5 protein-coding genes and 1 pseudogene are annotated in these 6,997 nt (G+C 54.1%); all 6 read left to right on the top strand.

The features are described 5' to 3' along the window. Positions 1 to 1,075: pseudogene (locus ACML7B_RS04710) on the top strand (PolC-type DNA polymerase III); the annotation flags it as partial. A 16-nt stretch (positions 1,076 to 1,091) separates the two neighbouring features. Then, positions 1,092 to 2,723 (top strand): PucR family transcriptional regulator, encoded by a 1,632-nt coding sequence (locus ACML7B_RS04705; protein WP_418539489.1) that lies wholly within the window; start codon positions 1,092 to 1,094, stop codon positions 2,721 to 2,723. Between the two features lie 127 nt (positions 2,724 to 2,850). Then, positions 2,851 to 4,203: an amidohydrolase family protein gene (locus tag ACML7B_RS04700; protein WP_346707902.1), complete on the top strand. Its 1,353-nt coding sequence runs from the start codon at positions 2,851 to 2,853 to the stop codon at positions 4,201 to 4,203. A 22-nt stretch (positions 4,204 to 4,225) separates the two neighbouring features. Then, on the top strand, positions 4,226 to 5,395 hold the full coding sequence (locus ACML7B_RS04695) for a M20 family metallopeptidase (RefSeq protein WP_346707903.1): 1,170 nt from the start codon (positions 4,226 to 4,228) through the stop codon (positions 5,393 to 5,395). Between the two features lie 4 nt (positions 5,396 to 5,399). Further along, on the top strand, positions 5,400 to 6,575 hold the full coding sequence (locus ACML7B_RS04690) for a hypothetical protein (RefSeq protein WP_346707904.1): 1,176 nt from the start codon (positions 5,400 to 5,402) through the stop codon (positions 6,573 to 6,575). Between the two features lie 192 nt (positions 6,576 to 6,767). After that, a partial coding sequence (locus tag ACML7B_RS04685; protein WP_418539488.1) for a class I SAM-dependent methyltransferase occupies positions 6,768 to 6,997 on the top strand: 230 nt, incomplete at its 3' end.

Below are 6,997 nucleotides of genomic sequence, written 5' to 3'. Positions count from 1 at the left end.
GAGCTATATCAGTTCGCCGGCCATGGACAATGAATACAATGAGACGGATCACCGGTTTGACGCCACCAAGATCCCTCTGGACGATCCGGGGGTGATGGAACTGTTCCACGGCACGGAAGTGCTGGGGATCCGGCCGGAGGATATCGGGGGCTGCCCGGTGGGCTGCCTTGGGATCCCGGAGTTTGGAACGGATTTCGTTATCCAGATGGTGGTGGATACCAAGCCCCAGACCTTGTCGGACCTGATCCGGATCTCCGGATTGTCCCACGGGACGGATGTGTGGCTCAATAATGCCCAGGATCTGATCCGCAGCGGTACGGCAACCATTTCCACGGCCATCTGTACCCGTGACGATATTATGACCTATCTTATCAATAAGGGACTGGACAGCGAGGAGTCCTTCACCATCATGGAGCGGGTAAGAAAAGGCGCGGTCGCCAAGGGAAAATGTAAAGAGTGGCCGGAGTTCAAGAAAGATATGACGGAACACGGGGTGCCGGAGTGGTACATCGGTTCCTGCGAGAAGATCAAGTATATGTTCCCCAAGGCCCATGCGGCGGCCTATGTAATGATGGCCTACCGGATCGCCTACTGTAAGATCAATTATCCGCTGGCCTATTACGCGGCGTATTTTGGCATCCGGGCGGACGCCTTCTCCTACGAGATCATGTGCCAGGGGAAGGAGAAGCTGCAGTATTATATCGATGATTATAACCGGCGCTCGGATTCCCTGAGCAAGAAGGAACAGGATACCATGAAGGATATGCACATTGTGCAGGAAATGTACGCCCGGGGGCTGGAGTTTCTGCCTCTGGACATTTACCGGGCCAGGGCTACTAAGTTCCAGATCATCGACGGGAAACTGATGCCGCCCCTGTCCAGCATCGACGGCATGGGAGACAAGGCGGCAGAGGCGGTGGAAGAAGCGTCCAAAGACGGCCCCTATCTCTCCAGGGATGACTTCCGCCAGCGGACCAAGGTCAGCAAGACGGTGATCGATTACATGGCGGAGCTGGGGCTTCTTACGGGGCTGCCGGAGTCGAATCAGCTGTCACTGTTTGAGATGCAGATGTAAAAAGAGGCGTGAGGATATGTTTACAGTCAGAGATATGCTGGAGATGCCAGTATTCTATGATTTTCAGATCATTGCAGGGAAAGCGGGGGAAAACCGGGAGGTTACAACGGTAAGTGTGATGGATGCCCCGGATATCTATGAGTGGATGAAGGGCGGAGAATTCCTTATCACTTCCGCCTATGTGATGCGGGAACATCCGGAGGAGGCGGAAGATCTTATCGCCCGCCTGGTGGAGCATGGCGCAAGCGCGTTTGGGATCAAATTTACCCGGTTTATCGACCATCTGCCTCAAAAGGCGCTGGAGAAGGCGGATGAGCTTGGCTTCCCCATCATCTCCATCCCGGTGGAATTTGCCTGGACAGACGTGATCAATCCACTGCTAAGAGAGATCGTGAACGCCCAGGCTCAGGTGCTCCAGTATACGGAGGACCTGCACCGGGTTTTCACGGAGAGTGTGCTGGAGGACAGAAGCGTGCCGGATATCCTGGAGATGCTGGAGAGTTTTATCCCCGGTCCGGCAGTGCTGGCAGATATCCGGTTTCGCCGGCTTTACAGTACGAAGAAAGGGGAGAAGCTTCGGGAAGCGCTTGAGGATCTTCCCCTGGGAGAGGAACTGGAGGAGGCCCTGGAGGGATACCCGATATACTGGCTGCAGACCAGTGGAGAGAGATATGGCTGCTTGATCTTCGGCCAGGCAAAGGAGGAGAGTCCCCTGACGGAATATCGCAAGATCGCGGTGGAGCAGGCGGCGGTGGTGCTGATCCTGAAGATCCAGCGGCAGCTCTCCAATGCCCAGATCGAAGCGAAGTACCGGGAGGAATTCGTACAGGATCTGATCTACGGGAATATCAAATCCCGGGAGGAGATCCAGAACCGGGCGAAGCTCTATCAGTGGGATTTCTCCGAGGGCGGTGTGACGGTTATCGTGGATGTGGACGATTTCAAGCAGCGTTATGCGGAAGGTCTGGACCGGCAGAAAAACGAGAAGATGGAGCGGGAGATGTCCCGGGTGCTGAGGATCAGCAGAAATATACTGGGAGCGGAGGAAAACCAGGCTTCCTACGGCAAACTTAACGACCGGATCGTGTTTCTTCTGAGCGGATCCAGGTGGCGCGCCCAGGATGCCAGGTGCAGAGGTCTGCTGGAGACTGTCCGCAGAGAGATCCAAAAATCCCTGGAGCTTACGGTGACCATCGGGGTCGGGCGTTACCGGGAGGATATCCTGGAGATCAGCGAGAGCTTTCAGGAGGCGCAGACAGCGGTGGCCATTTCCCGGACCATACATCCCAGGGACCAGGTGTCCTGCTATGAGGAGCTGGGGGTCTACAAGCTTCTGGGCCTGGTAAAAGAAAGCCGGGAAGCAGAGGAATTTCTGTCCTTCTATGTGGAAAAGCTCAAAGACTATGACCGGGAGAACCACGGGGAGCTTCTGGCTACGGCAGAGGCGCTGATCGACTGTGACTGGAATCTGAAGCGGGCGTCGGAGAGACTGTTTATCCACTATAACTCCATGAAATACCGGTACCGCAAGATCTGCGAGGTGCTGGGAGAAGATTTCCGGGATGGAGACAGCCGGCTGAATTTTCAGATCGCGGTCAGCCTTTACCGTATGAACAACAGCCCGGCATCCCGGATTGATAAAAAATGAAATTGTTAATTGTTTCACACAAACAAACCTTCCTGTGTTGAATTGTACCAGGGGGATAAAGATAATGGCCAGGTTTCTTGTTATACTACTCTTAACTGGAAAATATCCATGAAAAGGAGGTAGGAACATGTATAACAACAAACTTGGCTTTCTTAGTGATACGCTGGCGACGGTACAGAACGATGCCATGAAGGATACCGTGGGAGATACCTTCAAGAGCGGACGGCTGGTTTTGAAAGGCGGCTGCGTGATCGACCCGGCAAATCAGGTGGAGGAAGTAAGAGACATTGCCATCCAGGATGGTGTGATCACAGAGAGTGGTGTAGATCTTCCGGTGGAAAAGGGAGACCGGGTGATCGACTGTGAAGGACTTCTTGTCTGTCCGGGACTGATCGACATGCACTTGCATCTGGGAGATCTGTTTGAGGTGACCACCAATCCTATCTTCTGCGCGGCGGAAGACGGAGTGACCATGGGTCTGTCTCCGGGAGCAGGAAATACCTTTATGGCTCCCTCACTTCTGGGCGCGGAAGTAGACCATGGCGTTCCCATCAACCTGGGCGTTTACCTGGGAGCAGCCAATGTGCTGGGAAGCTGTCTGAACGTAGAAGAGCTGATCGCTATGTTCCAGGGCAAACTTCCGGCGGAAGTACTGTCAGAGAAAATGACCCGAAACGCGATCACCATGACCACTGCAGCCCTGACTGTGGGGATCAAGGATCATATGGGACATTTCATCATGTCGGATGAGAATATTGAGAAGATCTACGAGATCACATCCAAAGCAGGGCTTCTCTATATGTCCCATACACAGGATCCGGAGCACGCAGAGAGACTGGTAGGTCTTTCCAAAGGCCGTCCGATCCATCTGGCCCACGCTACGGCAGCAGGCTGCGGAAGCCATATGGGACCGGAAGAGGGTATGGAGCGAGTACTGAACCTGATCAACGGCGACAATGTGACAGGCGAATTTGTAACCACCATGCTCCGGGAAGGAAAGGGAAGCAGAGAAGGTCTGCAGATGACTGCAGGATCTCAGAAGCTGGCTTACGATGCCCTGGAGGCAGGAAAGGTAAAGATCCTGATCTCCGACGGTCAGAACCAGGCTACCATGAAAGGCTTTGGAGATACCAGAGACAATATCCCGGCGATCATCGAGCTGGCGCAGCAAGGCGTACTGACCCTTTCCCAGGCAGTGGCGACCATGACCTGCAATCCGGCGGAACTTTTTGCGAAACGTACCGGCAATCCCTGGTGGAAGGAAAAAGTCGGCCATCTGGCTCCCGGCGCGCTGGCAAATGTTACGATCATTGACAAAGCAGACAAGCTTGCTACTTATACCATCGTCAACGGAGAGATCGCTTCCTTCGAGAACCGTGCAGTGCGGCGCAATGTAGGAAGCGGCGGATGGATCAGCAGATTTGGTATGGTAAGAAGGACAGGAGTAGGAGAACTGGTAATGTTTTCTTACAAAAAATAAAGAAGAAGGGGGCGGTCTGGATATGAAAAACATTCGACCAGACATCAATGTATGTGAATCCCTTCTGAAAGATCTGGTCCGTACCAGGACCAGCCAGCCGGAGGGAAATGAAGCCCCTCTGGCTGACTGGATCCTGGACTGGCTTTCCAGCAGGGACAGCTTCCACAGACTGGAAAGCCGGTTTCTGGATCACGGCGGAAACAGGAAAACGCTGATCGTAAAGATCAAAGGAACCCGGGAAGGGCAGGGAACCGCATTTGCCGGTCATCTGGACACTGTAGACTGTGCAGAGAACAAAGACTGGATCCATCCTCCGCTGGAGGCAGTGGTGGAAGACGGTTTTCTCTATGGAAGGGGTTCCGCAGATATGAAGGGCGGCGTGGCAGCTATGATGCTGACGGCGCAGCATCTGATGGAAGCGGAGAAGGGACCGGAAGAGCCGGTATTCTTCTGTTTTACCGCAGATGAGGAGAAGGACGGGATCGGCGCGCTGGCAGTGGCGGCGGATCCTTGCATGGAGGAGATCAAAGAACTGATCATCTGTGAGCCGTCCGCCCGTAAGACAAGTTATTGTGAAAAAGGCGCTCTCTGGCTGAAAGTGGAGATCCAGGGGATTTCTTCCCATGCTTCTCGTCCGGAGATCGGGCGCAACGCCATCGAATACGCAATGCAGTTTGAACGGAAATTCCGGGAGACTGTCATGGCAGGAGAAGCGCATGAGGAGCTGGGAGAGAATACCATGTCTGTCACTCGTTTTAACGGGGGTGTGATGACCAATATCATTCCCGACGAAGCAGTGATGGAGATGGATATCCGGACTGTTCCGGGGACTTCCCATGAAGAACTGATCCGCTGCGCCAAAAAACTGGCAGAAGACATGGGAGCTTTGGAGAGACCTGTGCCCTGCAAGGTGACGGTGATGAACAACCGGCCGGCCGTGGAGACGAAACCGGAGAATCCTCTGGTGAAGCGGATGCGAAAAGCGATGGGGGAGACAGGGCTTGACGATGGCCTGAGAGGACATTATTTTTACACGGATGCTTCCCAGCTGGTGCCAGGAAGAGATCTTCCCTTTGTGATCGCAGGGCCGGGGGACGACAAAGTGGCTCACTGTGTAAACGAGAAGATCGATCTTCAGGAAGTGGCGCAGATGACAGAAGTATATATACGGTTTTTGGAAGAGAAGGAGTGAGAAAATGAAAACGGATAAACGATTTGGATCCGCGGCGGGGCTTGTGATCTCCCTGGTTATCGGATTCGTGTTTTACTTTGGAATGCAGGCGATCGGAGGCAGCAATGAGGCGTGGGCCTATGGAAGTATCGTAGACGGGATCGCAGATTCAGTTCCGAAACAGCTGCAGTGGTTCCTGATGGACTTCACAGAGGCTCAGTTTTATGCGGGCGTATTCGCCGGCGCCGGCGTGATCGTCGGTGGTATCGTGGCCTGGATCCTTGCGGTAAAGGGCTCGAAGTATGCAGGATTTGATGTGTGCTATGGCAGCAGCACCCTGTTCCCCTGGGTACTGGCTTCCCAGCTGCTTTCCCTGGCACTGGCCATCTTCGTGTTCCGGTATATTGATATTTTCCGGGGAGACGGAGTGACCTGGGCGGCAACCTTTATCACGGTAGTCGGAGCGCCGCCTGCTGTAATGCTGTTATATGGACCAAGTATCTCCGCGCTTCTTACCAGTTCGATCCTGGGCGGTCTGATCTGCGCTCCGGTGGCGACCTGGCTGGGAAGCTATGTGATCACACCCATCGGCCTGCCGGGAGTAACCGGAAATGTACTGACCATGGCTATCACCGGGATCATCGTGTGCGTAGTCTGCAAGGTGGCGCCCTGGGTGGAGAAAAAGGAAGTTAAACCTCACAAATCCTGTGGCCGTGAAGAAGATGTGTACAGTGCAGGATGGTTTGTAAGGAGAGTGCTGGCGGAGTTTACAGAAGCTCCGTTCTATGGAAATGAAGTAGCGTCCGTGTTCGTACTGATCGGCGCTGTGATCGACTGGTGCCTGTGCACGACTCACGGAGCAAACGGTGCGGGAACCGTGCCGGCGATCATCCTTTCCCAGTTTACCGGCGCCGCAGTTGGCGTTTTCCTCTACGCCAAGAAGTTTGACAAGGGCGGCTGGTATGCCACTTATGTGCCGGTAGTCAGTGTAGGACCTGCCTGTGTACTGCTCTTTGGCGGCAGCATTCCGGTAGCGCTGTTTGCAGGCGCCCTGGGCGGAATCCTTGGCGGACCGGTAGCGGAATTCTTCGCAGGAAAGCTTCCGGAAGGCGTCCATGTGACGGTGGCAAACGTAACTTCCATGGCCATCTGTACAGCAGTGACCGCCGTGGTAATGCAGACTCTGCCGTTCTTTGGATAGGAACTGAGAATTTTCGATCAAAAACACCTGAGATTTCGTGATCAAAGCGATTTGTACGGAAATCTCAGGTGTTTTTTCCGTAACGGATCCTGAGGGCCGCCGGAGGATCTGTTGTCACGGCTTTGCGCGATATGCTATTATAGTTTATATACGACAAGGATAAGAGCGTGTATAAAAGAAAGGATGGGAAGGGTGAGGTCTTTGCAGATCACAGACTGGTGCCATGAGATTTTTGAAAGGTTTGTCCCGGCGGGCGGGGTCTATATCGATGCCACTATGGGACAGGGGCAGGTCTGGGCTTTCGATATCCAGGAAAAAGCGCTGGAGCTGACCCGGGAGCTTCTGGAACGGGAAGGCATGGATAAGCGGGCCCGGCTGATCCTTTGCGGCCATGAGCATATGGATCGCTACCTTGAGCCGGA

Source organism: Massilistercora timonensis, from assembly GCF_048354975.1.
Lineage (GTDB): Bacteria > Bacillota > Clostridia > Lachnospirales > Lachnospiraceae > Massilistercora > Massilistercora timonensis.
Note: the sequence above shows the minus strand (reverse complement) of the source record. Positions and strands in the feature narration are given on the sequence as shown.

Bases quoted from the DNA above. Each gene is read 5' to 3' on its own strand.
- ACML7B_RS04705 (WP_418539489.1), top strand. From the start codon at position 1,092: ATGTTTACAGTCAGAGATATGCTGGAGATGCCAGTATTCTATGATTTT.
- ACML7B_RS04700 (WP_346707902.1), top strand. From the start codon at position 2,851: ATGTATAACAACAAACTTGGCTTTCTTAGTGATACGCTGGCGACGGTA.
- ACML7B_RS04695 (WP_346707903.1), top strand. From the start codon at position 4,226: ATGAAAAACATTCGACCAGACATCAATGTATGTGAATCCCTTCTGAAA.
- ACML7B_RS04690 (WP_346707904.1), top strand. From the start codon at position 5,400: ATGAAAACGGATAAACGATTTGGATCCGCGGCGGGGCTTGTGATCTCC.